Source organism: Streptomyces sp. NPDC001100 (assembly GCF_053598575.1).
Genome location: NZ_JBSFKO010000032.1, coordinates 25,902 through 48,886 on the forward strand (window position 1 = coordinate 25,902; position 22,985 = coordinate 48,886).

The following is a 22,985-nucleotide window of genomic DNA, read 5'->3' on the forward strand; positions in this document are numbered from 1 at the left end:
CCGTAAACGGGCGGTGCGCGGGTGGGAGAAGAATCCGAGGGCGAAGGCCGAGGCCCCTCACCCGATATCCGGCGGATCAACACGCACCCGCACCACATCCCCCCCACCCCGAGCCATCCGAGCAGCCTGCGCCCCCTTCAACGCCGCAGCCAACGCCCCCCCACTCCCCGGCCGCACCCGAATCAACGCCCGCTCCCACCGCTCCCCCACAGCCGGCCCCCCGACCCGCCGAGGCCCCCCGGGCGACACGACCGGCACCGGCACCGGCCCCAACACCTCGGCATCCGGCGGCAGTTCAGCAGCCGCAAGAAACTCCGCCACAGCCTCCGCCGCCCCGGCCACCGCAGCCATCCGGGACACCGGCGGAAACCCCAACTCCGCCCGCTCGGCCAGCTCCCGCACCGCATGCCCCACGGGATCCCACCGCACCAGCGCCTGCACAGGCCGCAAGGTGGGCTCGGCCACGACAACGACCGTCCCCCCAACCCCCTGCGGCCGTACCAGCGAACTCGCCGCGATCCACCGCCGCAACGCATCCTCTCCGGCCCGCAGATCGGGCCGCCCGAGCATCGCCCACCCGTCCAGCAGCAGCGCCGCCGCATACCCGCCCTCGGCAACCGGCTCGGCCCCCGGCGTACTCACGACCAGCGCGGGAGTCCCCGGCACCGTGTCGAGCACCTGTTCCCGCCCGGACGTCCGCACCGGCACCGCGGGAAACGCCCGTCCCAACTCCTCCGCGGTCCGCCGTGCCCCCACGACCTGGGCCCGCAACCGGAACCCCCCGCACTCGGGACAGTGCCAGGAGTTCTCCTCGACCCCGCACCACCCGCACCGCAGCACCCCAGCGTCCTGCGCCTCCAACGGCCCGGCGCAGTGCCGGCACCGCGCGGCGGCCCGGCACTGCGCGCACGCCATCCGCGGCACATACCCCCGCCGGGGCACCTGCACCAGCACGGGCCCGTGCTTCAGCCCCTCCCGCACCGCCTGCCAGGCGAGCGTCGGCAGCCGGGCGGCGCGGGCGGCCTCGTCCCGCGCGAGGTCCCCGTCCCCCACGGTCCGTACGAGCGGAGCGGCCACCCGCACCTGGTCGCGCGAGGCGACCAACGGCCGCGCCCACCCGCTCTCAACCAGCTGCGCCGCCTCCACCGTGCAGCTCCAACTCCCCAGCAGAAACCCGCACTTGTCCAGCGCGGCGCGCAGCAGCAGCACCTCCCGCGCATGCGGCTGCGGCGCGTGCAGCTCGCTGTGGCTGTCGTCCCCGTCGTCCCAGATCACGACAAGTCCCAGGTCCTGAACCGGCGCGAACATCGCCGCCCGCGTCCCGACGACCGCCCGTACAGCCCCCCGCCGCACGGCCAGCCACTGCCGATACCGCTTCTCGGGCCCGGCGTCGGCGGTGAGCAGCGCATGCCGCCCCTCACCCAACAGTGCCGTCAACGCGGCGTCGACCCGCCCGGCGGCCCGCCCGTCCGGTACGACGACGAGCGCCCCGCGTCCGGAGGCGAGCGTCGCGGCGACGGCCCGCGCGACCTCCTCGCTCCACTCGGGCCCCGGCAACGCGTTCCACACGGCCCGCGGCGCACCCCCCGAGGCCAGCGCCTCCAGAAACCCGGCCCCCCGCTCGTACCGCCCCCAGGACCCCGCGTCCGGAACCCCCGGCGGCGGCAACGGCGCGGGCGAGGGCTTCTGTTCGGCCCGCGCGCTGCGCGGCGGCACGGCCAGCTGCAGCACATCGGCGAGACTCCCGGCGTACCGATCGGCAACAGCCCTCGCGAGCCCGAGCAACTCCTCACTCAACACCGGCTCGGGCGACACCACCTGAGCCAGCGCGGCAAGCGGCCCGGAGTAGTCGGACTCGGCCAGCCGCTCGACGAGGAACCCGTCGATCAGCCCGCCGCCCTCGCGCCGCCCGTCCCGCACCCGGTGCCGCCCGGCCCCGAACCGCACCCGCACCCGCACCCCGGGCTGCGCGTCGGCGTCGAGCTCCGCGGGCACGGCGTAGTCGAAGTACCGGTCGAGATGCAGCACCCCCTTGTCGACCAGCACCCGCGCGACGGGCAACTCCCCGGCCAGCGCGGCCCCCCGCCACGTCCGCGGCTTCGCCCTCGGCCCCTTCGCCTGCCGCACACTCTCCCGAATCAGCGCAAGCTGCTCGGGCGGCGCACCCTCCGCCCCGCCGTCCCGTTCCCCGTCCGCGCTGCTCACGCCTGCATTCTTACCAAACGCGACTGACATCGCCCGACGACCGCCGTCCCCGCCCGGCCGTCTAGGCCTCGGCGAGAAGCCGTACGACGAGGCGCTCCGCGTAGGCCATGTCCGCGTCCGGATCGCCGTCCCGGAAGCGTCCGCCCGCCTCCGAGGCGGCGAACCCGAGCATGAACGTGGACAGCAGCCGCTCGGCCCGCGGAATCCGGTCCTCCTGGAGACCGGCGGCGCGCAGGGCGCCGTAGACCGCGTTGCGCGGCCCCACTGCCTCCGGGGTCACGGCCGGCCGTTGGAAGAGAAGCAGGAACAGGTCGGGGTGGCGTCGGGCGGTGGCCCGCATGTTGCGTGCCAGCAGGCGCAGTTGCTCGCGCCAGTCGAGTCCGGGACCGGGCACTTCGATCTCCAGCAGCAATCGCTCGACCAGGCCGTCGAGGAGTCCCTGCTTGTCTCCGACGTGCCGGTAGAGGGTCATCGGGTTCACGTCGAGTTCCTGCGCGACGGCCCGCATGGTGACCGCCGACAGCCCTTTCCGGGTCGCCAACTCCCATGTCACGTCGAGCACTTGATCACGACTGATCCGCCGTGGCGTCACTTGACATCCTCCCTCGAAGCTACGTATACACAGTATACGTATACGTTGTATATATCGACTGGACCGAGGGAGTGGCCATGCTGACCGTCAGCGGCCTGCGCAAACGGTGGGGCCCCGTCCAGGCCCTGGACGGCTTCGACCTGCGGATCGAGCCCGGCGAGATCTGCGGCCTGATCGGCCACAACGGCGCGGGCAAGACGACGTTCGCCCGCATCGTCGCCGGCCTGGAGCGGCCCGACGCGGGCTCGGTCCTCGTCGCGGGAGCGGATCTCGCCACGGCCCCGCGTTCCGCACGCACCCTGATCGGCCTGGCGCCCCAGGAGTTGGCCCTCTACCCCACCGCCACCCTGCGCCAGAACCTCCGCCTCTTCGGTGGCCTGGCCGGCCTGCGCCGTGCCGAACTGCGCAGCGAACTGGCCGCCGTAGCCGAGGAGTTGGCCCTCACCGACGTTCTCGACCGACCGATCGCGGCACTCTCCGGCGGCCAGCAGCGCCGCGCCCAGGCGGCCACCGTCCTGCTGCCCCGGCCCCGCGTGCTGCTGCTCGACGAGCCCACCGTCGGCGCCGACCCCACCACCCGCGAAGCGCTGCTACGACTCGTCAGGACCCGCGCCGACGAAGGCGCCGCGATCTGCTACACCACGCACTACCTGCCGGAGTTGGAGGAATTGGGCGCCACCCTCGCGGTGGCCGCGGCCGGCCGGGTGATCGCCCGCGGCGACCGCGCCGACCTCCTGGACGGCCTGCCCGGCGAGGTCACCGTGACGTTCACCGGCCCCGTACCCGACCACCTCGCCCAGACCTCGGCTGCCCCCGGGGAACTGCGTTTCACCACCGCCGACCCGGCGCAGGCCCTGGCCCGGCTCCTCCGCGACCTTGGCCCCGACACCACCCGGGTCCGCTCGGCCGCCGTCCGCGAGCCCTCCCTCGACGACCTCTACCGAAGCCTGGCCGCCGACCGACTCCCCGCGGAGACCCACCATGCGGCCTGAACCCGCCCCGACCACGGCCCGCCGCACCTGGGCCGTGACCCGCCACACCCTCGTCCTGCTGGTCCGGGACCCGGGAACCCCGCTCGCCTACACGGTCATGTCCCTGGTGTTGCTGAGCGTGCTCCACCCGGTCTACGACCGCCTGGCCACCCCCGCCGTACCGGCCATCGTCCAGGCCGCCCCCGGCATCGCGGTGATGTTCACCCTGCTCGCCCTGGACGTGGCCGGCCAACTCCTGCTCTCCGAACGCACCTGGCACACCTGGGACCGCCTGCGCTCAAGCCCCGCGAGTCCCACGACAATCCTGACCGGCAAGGCCCTGCCACTGATGGCGCTGTTCCTGCTCCAGCAGGCGGCGCTCTTCCTCTTCGCGACCGCGACCTTCGGCTTCCCCCTCACGGCCGGCACCTGGCGCCTCCCGCTCCTGGCCCTCCTCTGGGCGGCCTGCGTCACCTCCTGCGGCCTCGCCCTCGGCGTCCACGCCCGCAGCCAGGGCCAGTTGGCCGCCGCCTCCGACATCGGCGCCCTCACGATCACCTGCCTCAGCGGCTGCCTGGTCCCCCTCGCCGTCCTCCCCCACTGGGTCTCCACGGTGGCCCCCGCGACCCCGGGCTACTGGGCCCTGCACGGCTTCCAGGCAGCCGTCACCGGCGACCCCCGCGCCTACGCACACGCGACAGCGGTGATCGCGGCCATCACGGCGGCGGCCCTTCTGGTGACGGCCCGCGGGTCCCGTCGCTGATCCCGTCGTCGGGAAACGCCGAGGCCCGGCTCCCCCAAGGGAAACCGGGCCTCGCAACGGCAATCGCTGCTTAAAGCCCCGCAGCCTTCCGCAGCGCGTCCACGCGGTCCGTGCGCTCCCACGTGAAGTCGGGGATCTCACGGCCGAAGTGGCCGTACGCGGCGGTCTGGGCGTAGATCGGGCGCAGCAGGTCGAGGTCGCGGATGATGGCGGCCGGGCGGAGGTCGAAGACCTCGTCGATCGCCTTCTCGATGCGGTCGGTGTCCACCTTGGCGGTGCCGAAGGTCTCGACGAAGAGGCCCACCGGCTCGGCCTTGCCGATCGCGTACGCGACCTGGACCTCGCAGCGCGAGGCGAGGCCCGCGGCGACGACGTTCTTCGCGACCCAGCGCATCGCGTACGCGGCGGAGCGGTCGACCTTGGACGGGTCCTTGCCCGAGAAGGCGCCGCCGCCGTGGCGGGCCATGCCGCCGTAGGTGTCGATGATGATCTTACGGCCGGTGAGGCCGGCGTCGCCCATCGGGCCGCCGATCTCGAAGCGGCCGGTCGGGTTCACGAGCAGGCGGTAGCCGTCGGTGTCGAGCTTGATGCCCTCGTCCAGGAGCGCCTTCAGCTCGGCCTCGACCACGAACTCGCGGATGTCGGGGGCGAGCAGCGACTCCAGGTCGATGTCGGACGCGTGCTGCGAGGAGACGACGACCGTGTCGAGGCGGACGGCCTTGTCGCCGTCGTACTCGATGGTGACCTGGGTCTTGCCGTCGGGGCGCAGGTACGGGATGGTCCCGTTCTTGCGGACCTCCGAGAGGCGCTTGGCGAGGCGGTGCGCCAGGAAGATCGGGAGCGGCATCAGCGTCGGCGTCTCGTCCGTCGCGTAGCCGAACATCAGGCCCTGGTCGCCCGCGCCCTGCTTGTCGAGCTCGTCGTCGTCGCCCTCGACACGGTTCTCGTACGCCGTGTCGACACCCTGCGCGATGTCCGGGGACTGCGCGCCGATGGACACCGAGACGCCGCAGGAGGCGCCGTCGAAGCCCTTCTTGGAGGAGTCGTAGCCGATCTCCAGGATCTTGTCGCGGACGAGCTGCGCGATGGGCGCGTAGGTCTTGGTGGTGACCTCACCGGCCACGTGCACCAGGCCGGTCGTGATCAGCGTCTCGACGGCGACCCGGGAAGTCGGGTCCTCCCGCAGAAGCGCATCGAGAATGGTGTCGCTGATCTGGTCAGCGATCTTGTCGGGGTGACCTTCGGTCACGGACTCCGAGGTGAAAAGACGACGGGACACAACGCTCCCTGAGGTTGCAGCGGCTGCTGGCTGATCATTGGCGGACGGGACGGGAGCTGCGCCCGACGTCGTCCGAGAACAGTTTATCGGTCGCGGTCGACAGACGGTCCCCCCGTCTCGTCTCTCGGGAAGTGCTGTGACCTGCGGCACGCGCATTTTGCCGAATGCCGAGTGCCGTTGGCCAGAGCCGCCACGCGCGAATGTCAGGTTTCAGCGAACTGTCAGATGGCTGAAACACATCAGGCAAGACGCTGTGCGACCAGGTCCCACACGGTCTCGGCCAGGGCTTCCTTCGGGCCGTGGGGCACCGCGGTCTCGCTGCCGTCGGCACCCAGCACGACCGCCTCGTTCTCCTCGGAACCGAAGGTCTTGCGCTCGCCCACCTCGTTCACCACCAGCAAGTCGCACCCCTTGCGTGCCAGTTTGGTGCGGCCGTTGGCGAGGACGTCGTCCGTCTCGGCGGCGAATCCGACGACCACCTGTCCGGGGCGGGCCCGGTCGGCGGAGATCTCCGCGAGGATGTCCGGATTCCGCACCAGGACGACGGGCTCCGGGTCCTTGTCGTCCTTCTTCTTGATCTTCCCGGTCGCGTACTCGGCCGGGCGGAAGTCGGCGACCGCGGCGGCCATGACGACCGCGTCGGCGTCCGCGGCGGCCTTCAGCACCGCCTCCCGCAGCTGTACGGCGGTCCCGACCGGGACGACGTCGACGCCCGCCGGGTCCGGCAGTCCCGTGTTCGCCGCGAGCAGGGTGACCCGGGCGCCCCGGGCGGCGGCGGTGCGCGCGAGGGCGTAGCCCTGCTTGCCGGAGGAGCGGTTGCCGAGGAAGCGGACCGGGTCGAGGGGCTCGCGGGTGCCGCCGGCGCTGACGACCACGTGCCGGCCCTTGAGGTCGGGTTCGGTGACGCCCCGCGCGAGCACCCGGCGGCAGACCTCGAAGATCTCGGCGGGGTCGGGCAGCCGGCCCTTGCCGGTGTCGACACCCGTGAGTCTGCCGACCGCCGGTTCGATCACCAGGGCACCGCGGCGGCGCAGTGTCGCCACGTTCTCCTGGGTGGCCGGGTGTTCCCACATCTCCGTGTGCATCGCGGGCGCGAAGACGACGGGACAGCGGGCGGTGAGGAGGGTGTTCGTGAGGAGGTCGTCGGCCAGGCCGTGGGCAGCCTTCGCGAGCATGTCCGCCGTGGCCGGGGCCACGACCACCAGGTCGGCGCTCTGGCCGATGCGCACGTGCGGGACCTCGTGGACGTCGTCCCACACCTCGGTCGAGACGGGGTGCCCGGAGAGCGCGGACCAGGTGGCGGCGCCGACGAAGTGCAGGGCGGACGCGGTGGGAACGACGCGGACGTCATGGCCCGACTCCGTCAGTCTGCGCAGCAGCTCGCACGCCTTGTACGCGGCGATGCCACCACTGACTCCCAGAACGACCTTCGGCTTGTCCACGTCTCTCCCCGGGTTCGGAAACGTACGTACCCATGACACACCACAGGCCCGACAGTCGCTGCCGGGCCTGTGGACAAAGCTCAGTTGCTCAGGTCGCGGGGCCCTCGACGGCCTCGGAGGTCAGCAGACCCGCGTTGATCTCGCGCAGGGCGATGGAGAGCGGCTTCTCGTGGACGTGGGTGTCGACGAGCGGACCGACGTACTCCAGCAGGCCCTCGCCGAGCTGCGAGTAGTACGCGTTGATCTGACGGGCGCGCTTGGCGGCGTAGATCACGAGGCTGTACTTCGAGTCGGTGGCCTCGAGGAGCTCGTCGATCGGAGGGTTGATGATGCCCTCGGGAGCGGTGATGGAAGAGGACACGCTCTGCCTTCCGAAAGATGGGATGAGATCGGAAAAACGATCACACAACTTCCATCAAGGCTAGCAGCTCGCGCGCCACGTCCTCGACGGAGGTGTTGACCAGGGTCGCGTCGAACTCGGGCTCCGCCGCCAGTTCGACCTTCGCCGCGTCCAGGCGGCGCTCGATCACCTCGGGCGGCTCGGTGCCCCGCCCGGTGAGCCTGCGCACGAGCTCCTCCCAGGAGGGGGGAGCCAGGAACACCGAGTGGGCCTCCGACATGGACTCGCGGACCTGCCGGGCACCCTGGAGGTCGATCTCCAGCAGCACCGGCACGCCGGACTCCAAGTGCTCCAGCACGGCCGTGCGCGGGGTGCCGTAGCGGTTGCCGGCGAACTCGGCCCACTCCAGCAGCTCGCCGTTGGCGATCAGCTTGTCCATCTCCTCGTCGGTGACGAAGAAGTAGTGGACCCCGTGCTTCTCACCGGGGCGGGGCCTGCGGGTCGTCGCCGACACCGAGAGCCAGACCTCGGGGTGTTCCTTGCGCATATGGGCGACGACCGTGCTCTTGCCGACCCCTGAGGGGCCGGAGAGCACGGTCAGCCGCGGACGTTCACTCATGCAGCGATTATTCCAGCAATCCCGGGGTGCCCGGGACTCACGAGCCGGTGCTGCCGAACTCACGCTCCAGGGAGGCGATCTGGTTGGAGCCGAGGCCACGTACTCGGCGGCTCTCGGAGATGCCGAGTCGCTCCATGATCTGCTTGGCGCGGACCTTGCCCACGCCGGGCAGGGACTCAAGCAGGGCGGAGACCTTCATCTTGCCGATGACGTCGTTCTCCTGGCCCTGCTTGATGACGTCATGCAGGGAGGCGCCGGAGTGCTTGAGTCGATTCTTGACCTCGGCCCGCTCCCGGCGAGCCGCGGCGGCCTTTTCGAGCGCGGCTGCGCGCTGTTCAGGGGTAAGGGGCGGAAGAGCCACGCCTACGTCACCTCGGATGTCGAACTGTCGGATACGGACCGGTGAGGAACCTAGTCGCCCCACACCTGGGGAGCTACGAGCAACACGCTTGCCCGTTGACTCTGCTCGGAGACTAGCGGCCAGGGACGCCAGAGTCAGCGAGAACAGAGGAAAAGTCCTGGTCAGCCTGCGCCAGGCCGGACATTTCCGACATAATGCCCCGGATTTGAGGATGTATTCAGACTCAAGTCGCTCCGGAGCAGGTCGTCGAGCCACTCATCGGAGGACTCGATCGACCCGTTCGAACACCTCAGACGGTCGCAAAGGCGACGCGGATCTCCTCCGCGAAGCGATCCGAGGCCGCCTGAAGCGCTCCCACGTCGGGACCGTGACGTAGAACACCCCGGCTCACGTTCGGGACGACATTGCGCAGCACCGACCCGAAAACCCCGGGAAGATCGGCCGGAGTGGCTCCCTGGGCCCCGATGCCGGGCGCGAGAATCGGACCGTTGACCGCTAGGTCGTACGACGACAGGTCGCCCAGGGTGGCGCCGACGACGGCCCCGAAGGACCCCAGCGGCTCCTCCCCCGCGTTCTCTGCGGCCAGGTGGGCCAGCATGGTCGCTCCGACGTTCCGGCCGTCCGCGCGGACCGCGTGCTGCACCTCGCCGCCCTCCGGGTTGGAGGTCAGCGCGAGCACGAAGAGGCCCGCGCCGCTCTCCCGGGCCAGTGCGACCGCCGGGGCGAGCGAGCCGTAGCCGAGGTACGGCGACACGGTCAGCGCGTCGGAGAACAGCGGGGAGTCCTTCCGGAGGAACGACTCGGCGTACGCCGCCATGGTCGAGCCGATGTCGCCGCGCTTGGCGTCCATCACGACCAGCGCGCCGGCCGCGCGGGCCTCCTCGACGGACTTCTCCAGGACGGCGATCCCGCGCGAGCCGAAGCGTTCGAAGAAGGCGCTCTGCGGCTTGAGGACGGCGACCCGGTCGGCGAGCGCCTCGACGACCGTGCGGCTGAACCGCTCCAGTCCGGCGATGTCGTCGTTCAGGCCCCACTCGGTGAGCAGGGAGGCGTGCGGGTCGATGCCGACGCAGAGCGGGCCGCGCTCGTCCATGGCCGAGCGGAGACGTGCGCCGAAGGGTTCGAGGGGGCTCATACCGGTTGCTTCCTTGCGTCGGCGCCGACCGCGTCGGCGAGGGTGGCGTAGGGGCTCGTGCGCAGGCGCGCGGCGAGGCCCTTGTGGATGGCTCGGCCCCAGAAGGGCCCTTCGTAGACGAAGGCGCTGTAGCCCTGCACGAGCGTGGCGCCCGCGAGGATGCGCTGCCAGGCGTCCTCGGCGTCCTCGATGCCGCCGACGCCCACGAGGGTGATGCGGTCGCCCACGCGCGCGTAGAGGCGGCGCAGTACCTCCAGGGAGCGGGCCTTCAGAGGGGCCCCGGACAGTCCGCCGGTCTCCTTGACGAGGGAGGGTTCGGATTTCAAACCGAGGCCCTCGCGCGCGATGGTGGTGTTCGTGGCGATGATCCCGTCCAGGCCGAGTTCCACCGCGAGGTCGGCGACGGCGTCCACGTCCTCGTTCGCGAGGTCCGGGGCGATCTTGACCAGGAGCGGGACATGGCGGTCGGTCACCGCGCGGTCGGCGGCCTCACGGACGGCGGTCAGCAGCGGGCGCAGCGCCTCGGTCGCCTGGAGGTTGCGCAGCCCGGGCGTGTTGGGCGACGACACGTTGACGACGAGATAGTCGGCGTGCCGGGCGAGCCGTTCGGTCGACTTCACGTAGTCGCCGACGGCCTCCTCCTCGGGTACGACCTTGGTCTTGCCGATGTTGACGCCCACGACGGTCCTGAAGACCGCCTCGCGAGCCGCAAGGCGGGCCGCCACGGCCGCGGAGCCCTCGTTGTTGAAGCCCATGCGGTTGATGAGCGCCCGGTCCGGCACAAGGCGGAACAGCCGCTTCTTGGGGTTGCCGGGCTGGGGCTCCCCCGTGACCGTGCCGATCTCGACGTGGTCGAAGCCGAGCATCGACATCCCGTCGACGGCGACCGCGTTCTTGTCGAAGCCGGCGGCGAGCCCGAACGGGCCGTGCATCCGCAGCCCGAAGGCCTCCGTCCGCAGCTCCTCGAACCGGGGCGCGAGGGCGGCGGCGACGAAGGTGCGCAGTACGGGGATGCGGACGGCGAGCCGGATCCAGCGGAAGGCGAGGTGGTGCGCCTGCTCCGGGTCCATCCGTTTGAAGACGAGGTTGAAGAAGATCTTGTACATGGTGTCCTCACGAAGAGGGGGACACCGTTTCCGGTGTCCCCCTCTTCGGCTGCTAGTCGCGGGCCGCGGTCAGGTGCTGGGCGTGTTCCTGGAGTGAACGCACGCCCACGTCACCGTGGTTGAGGGCATCGATGCCCTGGACGGCGGCGGCGAGCGCCTGGACCGTCGTGAGGCACGGGACCGACCGTGCCACGGCCGCCGTACGGATCTCGTAGCCGTCGAGGCGGCCCCCGGTGCCGTACGGGGTGTTGACGATGAGGTCGACCTCGCCGTCGTGGATGAGCTGGACGATGGTCTTCTCGCCGTTCGGGCCGACGCCCTCGGACTGCTTGCGGACGACCGTCGCGTTGAGGCCGTTGCGCCTGAGGACCTCGGCGGTGCCGGAGGTGGCGAGCAACTCGAAGCCGTGGGCGACCAGTTCACGCGCCGGGAAGATCATCGAGCGCTTGTCCCGGTTGGCGACCGAGATGAAGGCACGGCCCTTGGTGGGCAGCGGGCCGTAGGCGCCGGCCTGGGACTTGGCGTACGCCGTACCGAAGACGGAGTCGATGCCCATGACCTCGCCGGTGGAGCGCATCTCCGGGCCGAGGACGGTGTCGACGCCGCGGCCGTGGATGTCGCGGAAGCGCGACCACGGCATGACGGCCTCCTTGACGGAGATCGGCGCGTCGAGCGGCAGCGTGCCGCCGTCGCCGTTGGCCGGCAGCAGGCCCTCGGCCCGCAGCTCGGCGACCGTCGCACCCAGCGAGATGCGGGCGGCGGCCTTCGCGAGCGGCACGGCGGTCGCCTTCGAGGTGAAGGGGACCGTGCGGGACGCGCGCGGGTTGGCCTCCAGGACGTAGAGGATGTCGCCGGCCAGCGCGAACTGGATGTTGATCAGTCCGCGGACGCCAACCCCCTTGGCGATGGCCTCCGTTGACGCCCGCAGGCGCTTGATGTCGAAGCCGCCCAGCGTGATCGGCGGCAGGGCGCAGGCCGAGTCGCCGGAGTGGATGCCGGCCTCCTCGATGTGCTCCATGACGCCGCCGAGGTAGAGCTCGTGGCCGTCGTAGAGCGCGTCGACGTCGATCTCGATCGCGTCGTCCAGGAAGCGGTCGACCAGGACCGGCCGCGAGGGGCTGATCTCGGTGGACTCGGCGATGTAGGACTCCAGGCGGGTCTCGTCGTAGACGATCTCCATGCCGCGTCCGCCGAGGACGTACGAGGGGCGGACGAGGACCGGGTAGCCGATCTCGTCGGCGATGGCCTTGGCGCCGACGAAGGTGGTCGCCGTGCCGTGCTTGGGGGCCGGGAGGCCCGCCTCCGCGAGGACCTGGCCGAAGGCGCCGCGGTCCTCGGCGGCGTGGATCGCCTCCGGGGGCGTGCCGACGACCGGGACGCCGTTGTCCTTGAGGGCCTGCGCCAGGCCCAGCGGGGTCTGACCGCCGAGCTGCACGATCACACCGGCGATCGGCCCGGCCAGGGACTCCGCGTGGACGATCTCCAGCACGTCTTCGAGCGTGAGCGGCTCGAAGTACAGGCGGTCGGAGGTGTCGTAGTCCGTGGAGACGGTCTCGGGGTTGCAGTTGACCATCACGGTCTCGTAGCCGGCGTCGCTGAGCGCGAAGGAGGCGTGGACGCAGGAGTAGTCGAACTCGATGCCCTGGCCGATGCGGTTGGGGCCCGACCCCAGGATGATGACCGCGGGCTTCTCGCGCGGGGCGACCTCGTTCTCCTCGTCGTAGGACGAGTAGAAGTACGGGGTCTTCGCGGCGAACTCGGCGGCGCAGGTGTCGACCGTCTTGTAGACCGGGCGGATGCCGAGCGCGTGCCGGACCTCGCGGACGACGTCCTCGCGCAGACCGCGGATCTCACCGATCTGCTGGTCGGAGAAGCCGTGTCGCTTGGCCTCGGCGAGCAGGTCCGGGTCCAGCTTGGGGGCGGCGGCCAGCTCGTCCGCGATCTCCTTGATCAGGAAGAGCTGGTCGACGAACCAGGGGTCGATCTTCGTGTACGCGAAGACCTCCTCCTGGGTGGCGCCCGCGCGGATGGCCTGCATGACGGTGTTGATCCGGCCGTCGGTGGGCCGTACGGCCTCTTCGAGGAGCTGGGTCTTGTCACCGGGCTCGCCGACGAACGTGAACTGGCTGCCCTTCTTCTCCAGGGAGCGCAGCGCCTTCTGGAAGGCCTCGGTGAAGTTCCGGCCGATGGCCATGGCCTCGCCGACCGACTTCATCGTCGTGGTCAGCGTGGAGTCGGCCTGCGGGAACTTCTCGAAGGCGAAGCGCGGGGCCTTGACGACCACGTAGTCGAGAGTCGGCTCGAAGGAGGCCGGGGTCTCACGCGTGATGTCGTTCGGGATCTCGTCGAGCGTGTAGCCGACGGCCAGCTTGGCCGCGATCTTGGCGATCGGGAAGCCGGTCGCCTTGGAGGCCAGCGCCGAGGAGCGGGACACGCGCGGGTTCATCTCGATGACGATGACGCGGCCGTCGACCGGGTCGATCGCGAACTGGATGTTGCAGCCGCCGGTGTCGACACCGACCTCGCGGATGATCGCGATGCCCACGTCACGCAGCACCTGGTACTCGCGGTCGGTCAGCGTCATCGCCGGGGCGACGGTGATCGAGTCGCCGGTGTGCACGCCCATGGGGTCGAAGTTCTCGATGGAGCAGACGACCACGACGTTGTCGTGCTTGTCGCGCATCAGCTCCAGCTCGTACTCCTTCCAGCCGAGGATGGACTCCTCCAGGAGGACCTCGGTGGTGGGAGACAGGGTGAGGCCCTGGCCGGCGATGCGGCGCAGCTCCTCCTCGTCGTGCGCGAAGCCGGAGCCCGCGCCGCCCATGGTGAAGGAGGGGCGGACGACGACCGGGTAGCCGCCGAGCGTCTCGACGCCCTGGATGACGTCGTCCATGGAGTGGCAGATCACCGAGCGGGCGGACTCGCCGTAGCCGATCTTCTGGCGGACGGCCTCGACGACGCCCTTGAAGAGGTCGCGGTCCTCGCCCTTGTTGATGGCCTCGACGTTGGCGCCGATCAGCTCGACGCCGTACTTCTCCAGGGTGCCCGCCTCGTGCAGCGAGATGGCGGTGTTGAGCGCCGTCTGACCGCCCAGGGTGGGCAGCAGGGCGTCCGGGCGCTCCTTGGCGATGATCTTCTCGACGAAGTCCGGGGTGATCGGCTCGACGTAGGTGGCGTCGGCGATCTCCGGGTCGGTCATGATCGTCGCCGGGTTGGAGTTGACCAGGATGACGCGGAGACCCTCGGCGCGCAGGATGCGGCAGGCCTGGGTGCCGGAGTAGTCGAACTCGGCGGCCTGGCCGATGACGATCGGGCCGGAGCCGATGACCAGGACGGACTGGATATCGGAGCGCTTAGGCACGCTGGCCCTCCATCAGGGATACGAAGCGGTCGAACAGGTAGGCGGCGTCGTGCGGGCCCGCTGCCGCTTCCGGGTGGTACTGGACGCTGAAGGCCGGCCGGTCGAGCAGCCGCAGCCCCTCGACGACCTGGTCGTTCAGGCAGACGTGGGAGACCTCGGCGCGGCCGTAGGGGGTCTCGGAGACCTTGTCGAGGGGCGCGTCGACGGCGAAGCCGTGGTTGTGCGCGGTGACCTCGACCTTGCCCGTCGTACGGTCCTGCACGGGCTGGTTGATGCCCCGGTGGCCGTACTTCAGCTTGTACGTGCCGAAGCCGAGCGCGCGGCCGAGGATCTGGTTGCCGAAGCAGATGCCGAAGAGCGGGGTGCCGCGCTCCAGGACGGCCTGCATGACGGCGACCGGGTGGTCGGCGGTGGCGGGGTCGCCCGGGCCGTTGGAGAAGAACACGCCGTCGGGCTGGACGGCGTAGACGTCCTCGACGGTCGCGGTGGCCGGGAGTACGTGCACCTCGATGCCGCGCTCGGCCATGCGGTGCGGGGTCATGCCCTTGATGCCGAGGTCGACGGCGGCGACGGTGTACTTCTTCTCACCGATCGCGGGGACGACGTACGTCTCCTTGGTGGCGACCTCCGCCGAGAGGTCCGCGCCCGCCATCTCGGGGGCCTGGCGCACCTCGGCCAGCATGGTCCCGTCGTCGGGCAGCGCGTTGCCGGAGAAGATGCCGACGCGCATGGCGCCGCGCTCGCGCAGATGGCGGGTCAACGCGCGCGTGTCGATGCCGGAGATCCCGACGACGCCCTGGTTGCGCAGTTCCTCGTCGAGGGAGCGGCGGGAGCGCCAGTTGGAGGGCACGCGCGCGGGGTCGCGCACGACGTAACCGGCGACCCAGATGCGGGCCGACTCGGGGTCCTCGTCGTTGACGCCGGTGTTGCCGACGTGCGGGGCGGTCATCACGACGACCTGGCGGTGGTACGACGGGTCGGTCAGGGTCTCCTGGTAGCCGGTCATGCCGGTGGAGAACACGGCCTCGCCGAAGGTCACCCCCACGGACCCGTAGGCACGGCCGCGGAAGATCTGGCCGTCCTCCAGGACGAGTACGGCGGGAACCTTGTCGGCTCCCCTGGTGGAGGTGGTCATCGTGCGCCTTCCGTGTCGGTCGTTTCGAGACTCTTGTTGATCATGCTGTTCAGGGTGTCGACCCACTCGCCGTGCTCGGCCGCGACGTCGGACCTGAACCCGGAGTCGATCAGCCGGTCGCCGTGCGCCCACGTCACGACCAGCAGACCGCCCTCGCTGAGCACCTTCCCGGCGATGCCCTTGCCGAGCAGGGCCTCGCGCAGTGCCCCGGCCGGGATGAAGAAGTCGGTGGCTCCGGGCCGTACGACGTCCAGTCCCGCGTCCGTCAGCGTGAGCTCGACCCGGCTGCGGGTGCCCAGGCCGTGCGCCACGATGCGGTCGAGCCACTGCCCGGCGGTGGTGGAGCCGTGGTAGCGGCCGCTCATCGTCAGTTTCACCTCGCCGGGCTCTTCCGGCGACGTGGGCAGCTCGGGCAGGTCGCCCTGGAGCGTGCCACGCCACTTCCAGCCCTCGCGCATCAGCCAGTAGACGAGCGCGATGAACAGGGCGAGGCCCACGAGCCAGCCGATACGCGCGGCCCAGTCGGTCACCGGGGCGGACTTCTCCCCGGCCGCGAGGTGGGTCAGTTGCAGTGGTGTCACGTGAGCTTCCCGTCGACGAGGGTGGCCTTGCCCCGGAGCCAGGTGTGCGTCACACGGCCCGGCAGCTCACGCCCCTCGTACGGGGTGTTGCGACTGCGCGATGCGAAGCCCGCGGGGTCCACCGACCCACGGTATTCCGTGTCGACGAGCGTGAGGTTGGCGGGCTCACCAGCCGAGACGGGACGGCCGTGGCTCACCGCCCGCCCGATCTCGGCGGGCTTGGCGGACATGCGCTCGGCGACCCCGGCCCAGGTGAGGAGCCCGGTGTCCACCATGGTCTCCTGCACCACTGACAACGCGGTCTCCAGGCCGACCATCCCCATGGCGGCGGCGGCCCACTCGCAGTCCTTGTCCTCGTGCGGGTGCGGGGCGTGGTCGGTGGCGACGATGTCGATCGTGCCGTCGGCGAGCGCCTCGCGCAGGGCGAGGACATCGCGCTCGGTGCGCAGCGGCGGGTTGACCTTGTAGACCGGGTTGTAGGAGCGCACCAGCTCATCCGTGAGGAGGAGGTGGTGCGGGGTGACCTCGGCGGTCACGTCGATGCCCCGGGACTTGGCCCAGCGGACGATCTCGACGGACCCGGCGGTCGAGAGGTGGCAGATGTGGACGCGGGAACCGACGTGCTCGGCGAGCAGGACATCCCGGGCGATGATCGATTCTTCGGCCACCGCCGGCCAGCCCCCGAGCCCGAGTTCGGCGGAGACGACGCCCTCGTTCATCTGGGCGCCCTCGGTGAGGCGCGGCTCCTGGGCGTGCTGGGCCACGACTCCGCCGAAGGCCTTCACGTACTCCAGCGCGCGGCGCATGATCACCGCGTCGTCGACGCACTTGCCGTCGTCGGAGAAGACGGTGACCCCGGCGGCCGACTCGTGCATCGCGCCGAGCTCGGCGAGCTTCTTGCCCTCCAGGCCGACGGTGACGGCGCCGATGGGCTGCACGTCGCAGTAGCCGTGCTCCCGGCCGAGCCGGTAGACCTGTTCGACGACACCGGCGGTGTCGGCCACGGGGAAGGTGTTGGCCATGGCGAAGACGGCCGTGTAACCACCGCTGGCGGCGGCCCGCGTGCCGGTCAGGACGGTCTCGGAGTCCTCGCGGCCGGGCTCGCGGAGGTGGGTGTGCAGGTCGACGAGACCGGGCAGGAGGATCTTTCCCCCGGCCTCGACGACCTCGGCGCCTTCGGCACTCAGGCCGACGCCCACCTCGGAGATCGTGTCGCCGTCGATCAGCACGTCCTGCGGCTCGCCGCCGAGGATCTTCGCACCACGGATCAGGATCTTGCTCATGTGACTTACTTCTCCTCGATGCGGGCGTGGCTGACGGCGGGTTCGTTGCCGCCCAGAAGCAGATAGAGCACGGCCATCCGGATGGAGACTCCGTTTGCGACCTGCTCGACGACGGTGCAGCGGTCCGAGTCGGCGACCTCGGCCGTGATCTCCATGCCCCGGACCATCGGCCCCGGGTGCATCACGATCGCGTGCTCGGGCATCTTCGCCATGCGGTCGCCGTCGAGGCCGTAGCGCCGCGAGTACTCGCGCTCGGTCGGGAAGAACGCGGCGTTCATGCGCTCGCGCTGCACGCGCAGCAGCATCACCGCGTCGGACTTGGAGAGCGTGCTGTCGAGGTCGTACGACACCTCGCAGGGCCACGCCTCGACGCCGACCGGCACCAGGGTGGGCGGGGCGACGAGGGTGACCTCGGCGCCGAGGGTGTGCAGCAGGTCGACGTTCGAGCGGGCGACGCGGCTGTGCAGGATGTCGCCGACCAGGGTGATCCGCTTGCCGGCCAGGTCCTGGCCGAGCCCTGCGTCGCGGCCGACGAGGCGGCGGCGCATGGTGAACGCGTCGAGCAGGGCCTGCGTCGGGTGCTGGTGGGTGCCGTCACCGGCGTTGATGACGGCCGCGTCGATCCACCCGGAGGTGGCGAGCCGGTAGGGCGCTCCGGAGGCGCCGTGCCGGATGACGACCGCGTCGACGCCCATGGCCTCCAGGGTCTGCGCGGTGTCCTTCAGGGACTCGCCCTTGGAGACGCTCGACCCCTTGGCGGTGAAGTTGATGACGTCGGCGGAGAGGCGCTTCTCGGCGGCTTCGAAGGAGATCCGCGTGCGCGTGGAGTCCTCGAAGAAGAGGTTGACGACGGTACGGCCGCGCAGGGTCGGCAGTTTCTTGATCGGCCGGTCGGCGACCCGGGCCATCTCCTCGGCGGTGTCGAGGATCAGGACGGCGTCGTCGCGGGAGAGGTCGGCGGCCGAGATGAGATGACGCTGCATCTGTCAGGCTCCGTAAGGCAGTTCAGGTTTGCGGACCGGGGGTCTGGGGGCGTCCCCCAGAAAGCACAGCCGGGCATGCGGAGGCGTGGCGTGCCACGGGGGCACGGCGTACGTCCGCTACGGGGTCTGCTTGGCGCCGAGCAGCACGGTGTCGCGACCGTCCTCCTCGGCGAGCTGGACCTTGACCGTCTCCCGCAGCGACGTGGGGAGGTTCTTGCCGACGTAGTCGGCGCGGATGGGCAGTTCGCGGTGGCCTCTGTCGACCAGGACCGCGAGCTGCACCGCGCGGGGGCGCCCGATGTCGTTCAGGGCGTCCAGGGCGGCGCGGATGGTGCGGCCGGAGAAGAGCACGTCGTCGACGAGGACGACGAGACGGCCGTCGATGCCGTCACCGGGGATGTCGGTGCGGGCCAGCGCGCGCGGCGGGTGCATGCGCAGGTCGTCGCGGTACATCGTGATGTCGAGGGAGCCGACCGGGATCTTGCGGTCGGTGATCTCCTCCAGCTTGACGGCGAGCCGCTGGGCGAGGAAGACGCCCCGGGTCGGAATGCCGAGGAGCACCACGTCGTCCGCGCCCTTGGCGCGCTCGACGATCTCGTGGGCGATGCGGGTCAGGACCCGCGCGATGTCGGGGGCTTCGAGAACCGGCCGGGCATCGGACTCGTACTGCTGAGTGTCCATAAGAAACGGACCTCCTTCTCCGCCTCACGGGACGGACCTTAAAGGACGTCGGATTTGCGCCATCCACGGTAGCAGGCCGGGACGACGTCCCTGATCACCCCTATGGAGTAATCGGCCACCGCTACCACGGAAGTGCCGGTGCGGACCATTCGGCTTGACGCGGAAGTGTAACGCTGCGTAACCTCACAGTGAGTTACCAGCCGCGCGGCGCGGAAACACTGTTGCCGCGTCGACACAGTGTCCGGGGAGCTATATGTCCAGCGAATACGCCAAACAGCTCGGGGCCAAGCTCCGGGCCATCCGCACCCAGCAGGGCCTTTCCCTCCACGGTGTCGAGGAGAAGTCCCAGGGACGCTGGAAGGCGGTCGTGGTCGGGTCGTACGAGCGCGGCGACCGTGCCGTCACCGTGCAACGCCTTGCCGAGCTGGCGGACTTCTACGGGGTTCCGGTGCAGGAGCTGCTGCCGGGCACCACGCCGGGCGGGGCCGCCGAGCCGCCGCCGAAACTGGTGCTGGACCTGGAGCGGCTGGCCCACGTGCCCGCCGAGAAGGCCGGCCCGCTGCAGCGGTACGCGGCGACGATCCAGTCCCAGCGCGGTGACTACAACGGCAAGGTGCTCTCGATCCGCCAGGACGACCTGCGCACACTCGCCGTCATCTACGACCAGTCGCCCTCGGTCCTCACCGAGCAGCTGATCAGCTGGGGCGTGCTGGACGCGGACGCGCGTCGCGCGGTTTCCCACGAGGAGAACTGAGCCGCTCCCCGTCTCAGCAGAAACGTGCCGCCGGGGTGGCCGGAACTTCACGGTTCCGGCCACCCCGGCGGCTTTCTGCGGGCCTCAGGGGCCCCACGGGTACGGGAACGCCGGAGGGCCCACAGCGATGTCGCTGCGGGCCCTCCGGCGTTTCGCTCGCGTACTGCTTACGCCTCGTCCCGGCGCAGCGAGGGCTTCAGGTCCTTGAAGCGGCCCAGCAGGCCGTTCACGAATGAGGGCGACTCGTCCGTCGAGAACTCCTTGGCCAGTTGCACCATCTCGTCGAGGACGACGGCGTCCGGGGTCTCGTCGGCCCAGATCAGCTCGTAGGCGCCGAGGCGCAGGATGTTGCGGTCCACCACGGGCATGCGGTCCAGCGTCCAGCCGACCGAGTACTGCGCGATGAGCTCGTCGATGCGGCGCGCGTGCTGCGCGTACCCCTCGACCAGCTCCATCGTGTACTCGCTGACCGGCGGCTGCCGGGTGTCGTCCCGGGAGAGCCGGATCCAGTCCGCGAGAACGGTCTGGACGCCGACTCCGCGCTGGTCGCCCTCGAAGAGGATCTGGAAGGCGCGCTTGCGGGCCGTATTGCGGGCAGCCACGGTTAGCTGTTCACCCGGCCGAGGTAGTCGCTCGAACGGGTGTCGACCTTGATCTTCTCACCGGTGGTGATGAAGAGCGGGACCTGGATCTGGTAGCCGGTCTCCAGGGTGGCGGGCTTGGTGCCACCGGTCGAGCGGTCGCCCTGGACGCCGGGCTCGGTCTCCTGGATGGTCAGCTCGACGGCGGCCGGCAGCTCGACGAAGAGCACCTCGCCCTCGTGCTGGGCGACCGTGGCGGTGAAGCCCTCGATCAGGAAGTTGGCGGCGTCGCCGACGGCCTTGCGGTCGACCATGAGCTGGTCGTAGGTCTCCATGTCCATGAAGACGAAGTACTCGCCGTCCATGTACGAGAACTGCATGTCGCGCTTGTCGACAGTGGCCGTCTCGACCTTGACGCCGGCGTTGAACGTCTTGTCGACGACCTTGCCGGAGAGCACGTTCTTGAGCTTGGTGCGCACGAAGGCAGGGCCCTTGCCGGGCTTGACGTGCTGGAACTCGACGACGGACCAGAGCTGGCCGCCTTCGAGCTTGAGCACCAGGCCGTTCTTGAGGTCGTTCGTGGAAGCCACGGTTGCGGAATCTCCTGGACTGACGTGGACGACCCCGGGGCACGCGCACAGCTCGAAAAGCTACAGCGCGAGCAGTTCCTTGGTCGTGATGGTGAGTAGCTCGGGTCCGCCGTCCGCCTCAGGGCGTACGACGAGCGTGTCATCGATCCGGACACCGCCCCGGCCCGGGAGGTGGACCCCCGGTTCGACGGTGACCGGCACGCAAGCGTCCAGTTTACCCATGGCCGCGGGGGCCAGCTGCGGCTCCTCGTCGATTTCGAGTCCGACACCGTGGCCGGTGAGGGCTGCGAGGCCCTCCGAGTACCCCGCGGAGTCCAGCACCTGGCGGGCCGCGCGGTCCACATCGCGGTAGGCCGCGCCGGGGCTCAGGGACTCCCGTGCGGCGCGCTGGGCGGCGAAGACGAGGTCGTAGAGCTCGATCTGCCAGTCGGCGGGCGAGGTGCCGATGACGAAGGTACGGCCGATCTCGCAGCGGTAGCCGCGATAGGTGGCGCCGAGGCAGACGGAGAGGAAATCTCCTTCCTCCACCCGGCGGTCGGTCGGCCGGTGACCGCGCCGGCCGGAGTGCGGGCCGGTCGCGACGGACGTGGCGAAGGCGGGGCCGTCCGCGCCGTGGTCCACGAGCCGTCGCTCCAGTTCGAGGGCGAGATGGCGTTCGGTACGGCCGACGAGGATCGACTCCAGCAGCTCGCCGAGGGCCTGGTCGGCGATCTCGGCGGCGATTCTCAGACAGGAGATCTCCTCCTCGTCCTTGATGACCCGCAGCTGTTCCGCCGCGCCGCCGATGTCGGTGAGGCGGAGCGTGGGGGCGACCGAGCGGAGGGCTCGGTGGCGGGTCACGGTGAGGTGGTGCTCTTCCACGGCCATGGATTCGGCGCCGTCCGCTCCCGCGAGGTCCGCGGCGGCTACGGCGGGGTCGCCACCGGGGCGGGGGAGCGTGTGGATGCGCAGGGTCTCGTCCGGGCGCCCCTCCGCGGGACGCTCGTCCAGTGGGCTCGCGCAGACCAGTGCGTCTTCGCGCCTGCCGAGGAGCAGGACCGTGCCCTGCGGGGCGGGGCCGGCCAGGTAACGCACGTTGGCCGGGTGGGTGACCAGGGCGGATTGGCTGCCGCCGGCTTGGGCGCGTTCCCTCAGCCTGGCTCTGCGGGCTGCGTAGACCTCTGACATGAGACGAGCGTAGGAGCGGTGGCCGGATTGTGCCGGTCGGGAGGGTGCCGTTCGGGGGACGGCACGTGAGTTTCGGCTACCGGCCGGTGGGGGCAGGTCGCGCAGTTCCCCGCGCCCCTTAAGTGGGACACCTTCCCGGCGATTACCAGCTCGGCGGGCTCGCTATCGAGCGTGCGAGCACGTCGTTGAGTACCTGGGCCGTCTGCTGTACGTCCATCTGGGAGTTGTCGATGATCGGGAGGCCGGAGCCGTACCAGCCGGCCATGCGGCCGTGGATGCGGGCGACCTCCTCGTCGGTGAGACGGCGGTTGCCGGAGCGTTTCGCGTTGCGCTCCAGGACTATTTCGAGGCCCGGGAGGAGGACGACGGGGAGGAGGCCGGGGCCGACGTGGCGCTTCCAGCCGCCGAGGCCGACGACCGGGCGGTCGGGGAAGACCGCGTCGTCGAGGATGCAGGAGATGCCGTTGGCGAGGAAGTTCCGGGCGGCGAAGCCGCAGGTGCGGCGGGCCAGGCGGTACTGCGCCTCGGAGTGGTCGTTCCAGCCGGACTGGGGGTCGGCGAAACCGGAGCGGACCCATTCGCGGACGTCGTCGAGGCTGATGTGGGCCGTGGGGACCCGGCGGTGGTCGGCCCAGTACTGGGCGACGCTCGTCTTGCCCGCGCCGGCGGGGCCGATGAGCAGCACCGCGAGGGTGGTGGAGGTCGGGTCGGGCACGGCCTGGGCGGGAGGTGTGCTCGGCATGACCACGGGGCCGCCGGGCGGCAGCTGGACATGGCCGGTGGTGTCCGGCACGTGACGCGGAATCGTGTACGGCATCGGTGGGGCCGCCGGCGGTGGGGGCACCGAACCCGGATGCTGCGGGCCCGGGTGCTGTCCCGTCGGCATCCAACCGGCGGCCGGTCCCTGCCCCGGCTGGTGGGGCGGCGGCAGCGGAGACCCCACTGCGTGCTGCATCCGGTGCCACTCCAATTTCTTACGGCGATTGGCGCTGGCAGCGGGCCCGAACCCCCCGCTCCCTACCGAACGGTACCTTCCCCGGCCGCCATTTGGTGAAC

Annotated in this window: 22 protein-coding genes; 3 read left to right on the top strand and 19 right to left on the bottom strand. The window is 70.6% G+C overall.

The genetic code is table 11. The annotated features are described in order from the left end of the window. Positions 1–57: 57 nt before the first annotated feature. Together ACWDEW_RS35345 and ACWDEW_RS35350 are read right to left on the bottom strand one after the other, a co-directional pair. Positions 58–2,235 carry a primosomal protein N' gene (locus tag ACWDEW_RS35345; protein WP_450518417.1) on the bottom strand — a complete coding sequence of 726 codons (2,178 nt, stop codon included), beginning with the start codon at positions 2,233–2,235 and terminating at the stop codon, positions 58–60. Between the two features lie 31 nt (positions 2,236–2,266). Beyond that, complete coding sequence (locus tag ACWDEW_RS35350) at positions 2,267–2,767, bottom strand: TetR/AcrR family transcriptional regulator (protein ID WP_450518419.1); 501 nt, start codon at positions 2,765–2,767, stop codon at positions 2,267–2,269. A gap of 107 nt (positions 2,768–2,874) precedes the next feature. On the opposite strand from ACWDEW_RS35350, the gene ACWDEW_RS35355 reads away from it, so the two are divergent. Beyond that, the gene (locus ACWDEW_RS35355) at positions 2,875–3,789 is read left to right on the top strand and encodes an ABC transporter ATP-binding protein (protein ID WP_450518421.1); all 915 of its coding nucleotides are present in this window, start codon (positions 2,875–2,877) and stop codon (positions 3,787–3,789) included. After that, entirely contained in the window at positions 3,779–4,531 is a 753-nt protein-coding gene (locus ACWDEW_RS35360) for an ABC transporter permease (RefSeq protein ID WP_450518423.1), read from the top strand. Before ACWDEW_RS35355 ends, ACWDEW_RS35360 begins: the two co-directional genes overlap by 11 nt. A 70-nt stretch (positions 4,532–4,601) precedes the next feature. Here the strand turns inward: ACWDEW_RS35360 and metK are convergent, their stop codons facing one another. The 13 genes from metK to pyrR form a co-directional block, all read right to left on the bottom strand. Then, entirely contained in the window at positions 4,602–5,810 is a 1,209-nt protein-coding gene (metK, locus tag ACWDEW_RS35365; protein WP_019066406.1) for a methionine adenosyltransferase, read from the bottom strand. Between the two features lie 239 nt (positions 5,811–6,049). Next, a complete protein-coding gene (coaBC, locus tag ACWDEW_RS35370; RefSeq protein ID WP_450518425.1) occupies positions 6,050–7,252 on the bottom strand; it encodes a bifunctional phosphopantothenoylcysteine decarboxylase/phosphopantothenate--cysteine ligase CoaBC in 1,203 nt (400 codons plus the stop codon). Between the two features lie 88 nt (positions 7,253–7,340). Continuing rightward, positions 7,341–7,613, bottom strand: coding sequence for a DNA-directed RNA polymerase subunit omega (gene rpoZ, locus ACWDEW_RS35375; RefSeq protein WP_019059732.1), 273 nt, complete (start codon positions 7,611–7,613; stop codon positions 7,341–7,343). Between the two features lie 40 nt (positions 7,614–7,653). Next, on the bottom strand, positions 7,654–8,211 hold the full coding sequence (gene gmk, locus ACWDEW_RS35380) for a guanylate kinase (RefSeq protein WP_450518427.1): 558 nt from the start codon (positions 8,209–8,211) through the stop codon (positions 7,654–7,656). A 37-nt stretch (positions 8,212–8,248) separates the two neighbouring features. Continuing rightward, positions 8,249–8,572 carry an integration host factor gene (locus ACWDEW_RS35385; RefSeq protein ID WP_019059734.1) on the bottom strand — a complete coding sequence of 108 codons (324 nt, stop codon included), beginning with the start codon at positions 8,570–8,572 and terminating at the stop codon, positions 8,249–8,251. Positions 8,573–8,861: 289 nt separating this feature from the next. Further along, entirely contained in the window at positions 8,862–9,707 is an 846-nt protein-coding gene (gene pyrF, locus ACWDEW_RS35390; RefSeq protein WP_450518430.1) for an orotidine-5'-phosphate decarboxylase, read from the bottom strand. Continuing rightward, positions 9,704–10,813, bottom strand: a complete 1,110-nt coding sequence (locus ACWDEW_RS35395; protein ID WP_450518432.1) for a quinone-dependent dihydroorotate dehydrogenase — start codon at positions 10,811–10,813, stop codon at positions 9,704–9,706. The genes pyrF and ACWDEW_RS35395 overlap by 4 nt, the downstream gene beginning before the upstream one ends. Before the next feature lie 52 nt (positions 10,814–10,865). After that, on the bottom strand, positions 10,866–14,174 hold the full coding sequence (carB, locus tag ACWDEW_RS35400; protein ID WP_450518434.1) for a carbamoyl-phosphate synthase large subunit: 3,309 nt from the start codon (positions 14,172–14,174) through the stop codon (positions 10,866–10,868). Further along, on the bottom strand, positions 14,167–15,309 hold the full coding sequence (carA, locus tag ACWDEW_RS35405; RefSeq protein ID WP_450518436.1) for a glutamine-hydrolyzing carbamoyl-phosphate synthase small subunit: 1,143 nt from the start codon (positions 15,307–15,309) through the stop codon (positions 14,167–14,169). Before carA ends, carB begins: the two co-directional genes overlap by 8 nt. After that, positions 15,306–15,890, bottom strand: a complete 585-nt coding sequence (locus tag ACWDEW_RS35410; RefSeq protein ID WP_450518438.1) for a PH-like domain-containing protein — start codon at positions 15,888–15,890, stop codon at positions 15,306–15,308. The genes carA and ACWDEW_RS35410 overlap by 4 nt, the downstream gene beginning before the upstream one ends. Continuing rightward, complete coding sequence (locus ACWDEW_RS35415; RefSeq protein ID WP_450518440.1) at positions 15,887–17,173, bottom strand: dihydroorotase; 1,287 nt, start codon at positions 17,171–17,173, stop codon at positions 15,887–15,889. The genes ACWDEW_RS35410 and ACWDEW_RS35415 overlap by 4 nt, the downstream gene beginning before the upstream one ends. Positions 17,174–17,178: 5 nt before the next feature. Beyond that, positions 17,179–18,156 (bottom strand): aspartate carbamoyltransferase catalytic subunit, encoded by a 978-nt coding sequence (locus tag ACWDEW_RS35420; RefSeq protein WP_200685905.1) that lies wholly within the window; start codon positions 18,154–18,156, stop codon positions 17,179–17,181. A 117-nt stretch (positions 18,157–18,273) separates the two neighbouring features. Continuing rightward, positions 18,274–18,837: a bifunctional pyr operon transcriptional regulator/uracil phosphoribosyltransferase PyrR gene (pyrR, locus tag ACWDEW_RS35425; RefSeq protein ID WP_019066396.1), complete on the bottom strand. Its 564-nt coding sequence runs from the start codon at positions 18,835–18,837 to the stop codon at positions 18,274–18,276. Positions 18,838–19,090: 253 nt separating this feature from the next. Here pyrR and bldD point away from each other — a divergent pair, with 253 nt between their 5' ends. Then, a complete protein-coding gene (gene bldD, locus ACWDEW_RS35430; protein WP_019059743.1) occupies positions 19,091–19,591 on the top strand; it encodes a transcriptional regulator BldD in 501 nt (166 codons plus the stop codon). A gap of 167 nt (positions 19,592–19,758) precedes the next feature. On the opposite strand, the gene nusB is transcribed toward bldD, so the two are convergent. From nusB to ACWDEW_RS35450, 4 genes are all read right to left on the bottom strand, one after another. Next, on the bottom strand, positions 19,759–20,193 hold the full coding sequence (gene nusB, locus ACWDEW_RS35435) for a transcription antitermination factor NusB (protein ID WP_019066395.1): 435 nt from the start codon (positions 20,191–20,193) through the stop codon (positions 19,759–19,761). Positions 20,194–20,195: 2 nt separating this feature from the next. After that, on the bottom strand, positions 20,196–20,762 hold the full coding sequence (efp, locus tag ACWDEW_RS35440) for an elongation factor P (RefSeq protein WP_019066394.1): 567 nt from the start codon (positions 20,760–20,762) through the stop codon (positions 20,196–20,198). A 60-nt stretch (positions 20,763–20,822) separates the two neighbouring features. Continuing rightward, on the bottom strand, positions 20,823–21,929 hold the full coding sequence (locus tag ACWDEW_RS35445) for an aminopeptidase P family protein (protein ID WP_450518443.1): 1,107 nt from the start codon (positions 21,927–21,929) through the stop codon (positions 20,823–20,825). Between the two features lie 142 nt (positions 21,930–22,071). After that, complete coding sequence (locus ACWDEW_RS35450; RefSeq protein WP_450518445.1) at positions 22,072–22,884, bottom strand: Pro-rich N-terminal domain-containing protein; 813 nt, start codon at positions 22,882–22,884, stop codon at positions 22,072–22,074. Between the last annotated feature and the right edge of the window lie 101 nt (positions 22,885–22,985).